General features: G+C 41.7%; 1 protein-coding gene and 2 pseudogenes. All 3 read left to right on the top strand.

What is annotated here, in order from left to right; genetic code table 11:
• Window positions 1-112: pseudogene (locus EAE92_RS24085) on the top strand (IS630 family transposase); the annotation flags it as partial.
• 1 nt (window position 113) lies between these two features.
• Window positions 114-716: pseudogene (locus EAE92_RS24080) on the top strand (hypothetical protein); the annotation flags it as partial.
• 90 nt (window positions 717-806) lie between these two features.
• The coding region (locus EAE92_RS24075) for a contractile injection system protein, VgrG/Pvc8 family (RefSeq protein WP_281422820.1) at window positions 807-1098 on the top strand (292 nt) is incomplete at its 3' end.

Below are 1098 nucleotides of genomic sequence, written 5' to 3'. Positions count from 1 at the left end.
TGAATTTCGAGACAACGTCTTCAAATTTTTCACCACAACGCTACCGGATATAGCGGACTCGCTGATGTCTAGAATTAACGACCATTTTCAGGTGCTAAAAACTGCATCTTGAAGTTTCTTGGGTATATATATCAAAAGATTGCCTTAAATATCGTCTGGATTCCAATATGTCGCCTTTTAAGGTACCGACTTATAACGGATTACGTTTGGAGGATGTAAAGGCTGATCCGCAAACCGGTTACTTTCAGGCGAAATTACCGTTTAATGGCGGCGGCCGATGTAATTGGAAGATTGATCGGGCCTTTGTATCGGTGAGTTATACCGATGTCCGCCATCTGGTGAAAGATGCTATTCCGTATTCAGCAACCGGTTTAATCGCATTTATCAATGATGCTGCCCGGACAGATATTAGCGAAATCCCTGCATCGAATACGATTGATTTTAGCCCGGTTATTTACCCTGTTTTGAAAGTAGTTGAAGGTCGTCCAAACAGGATATTCTTACAAGGTGAAGTATCAAAAATGCTCCCTTTTCGACTCAGGTTAACTCCAGGAGCTAAATGGAAAATTATCTTTAAGCCCAAACTGGATGAAACCAAAATGGCAAAAGTTACAGTGACTCGCGGGAAAGGTGAGTGGGTTGAATACCCCGGAGGCAAGATAGATTACGGCGATCAAGAAGTCGATTTTCGATTCATGTACATGAATATGAAATAACGCTGTAGGAATTGAGGAAAACTTACCATGATAAATATCAAGCAATTTACTCATTTACTTAAACATCAACACCAAAAATAAGGAGTCCATATGAACGATGGATTACACTTTCTCTGTCATATTACCGATTTGCCGGAAAAAACTTTTGCGGTAGCTGAATTTTCTTTACAGGAGGAGTTATCTGAATTATTTACTCTATCCTTAACGCTGGTCAGTAAACGGGCCGATATTGATCTGGAATCACTGTTATTACAGTCTGTGAAATTCCGGGTGGTTTTCAACGACGTTGAGCAACGTCAGGTTAGCGGCATTATCTCACAAGCTATACGGGGGGATACGCATGCGCATCGTACCATTTATCACCTCACCGTCCAGCCCGCGC

Origin of the sequence: Photorhabdus hainanensis (assembly GCF_018448965.1) — a bacterium.
GTDB classification, from domain to species: domain Bacteria; phylum Pseudomonadota; class Gammaproteobacteria; order Enterobacterales; family Enterobacteriaceae; genus Photorhabdus; species Photorhabdus akhurstii.
Note: the sequence above shows the minus strand (reverse complement) of the source record. Positions and strands in the feature narration are given on the sequence as shown.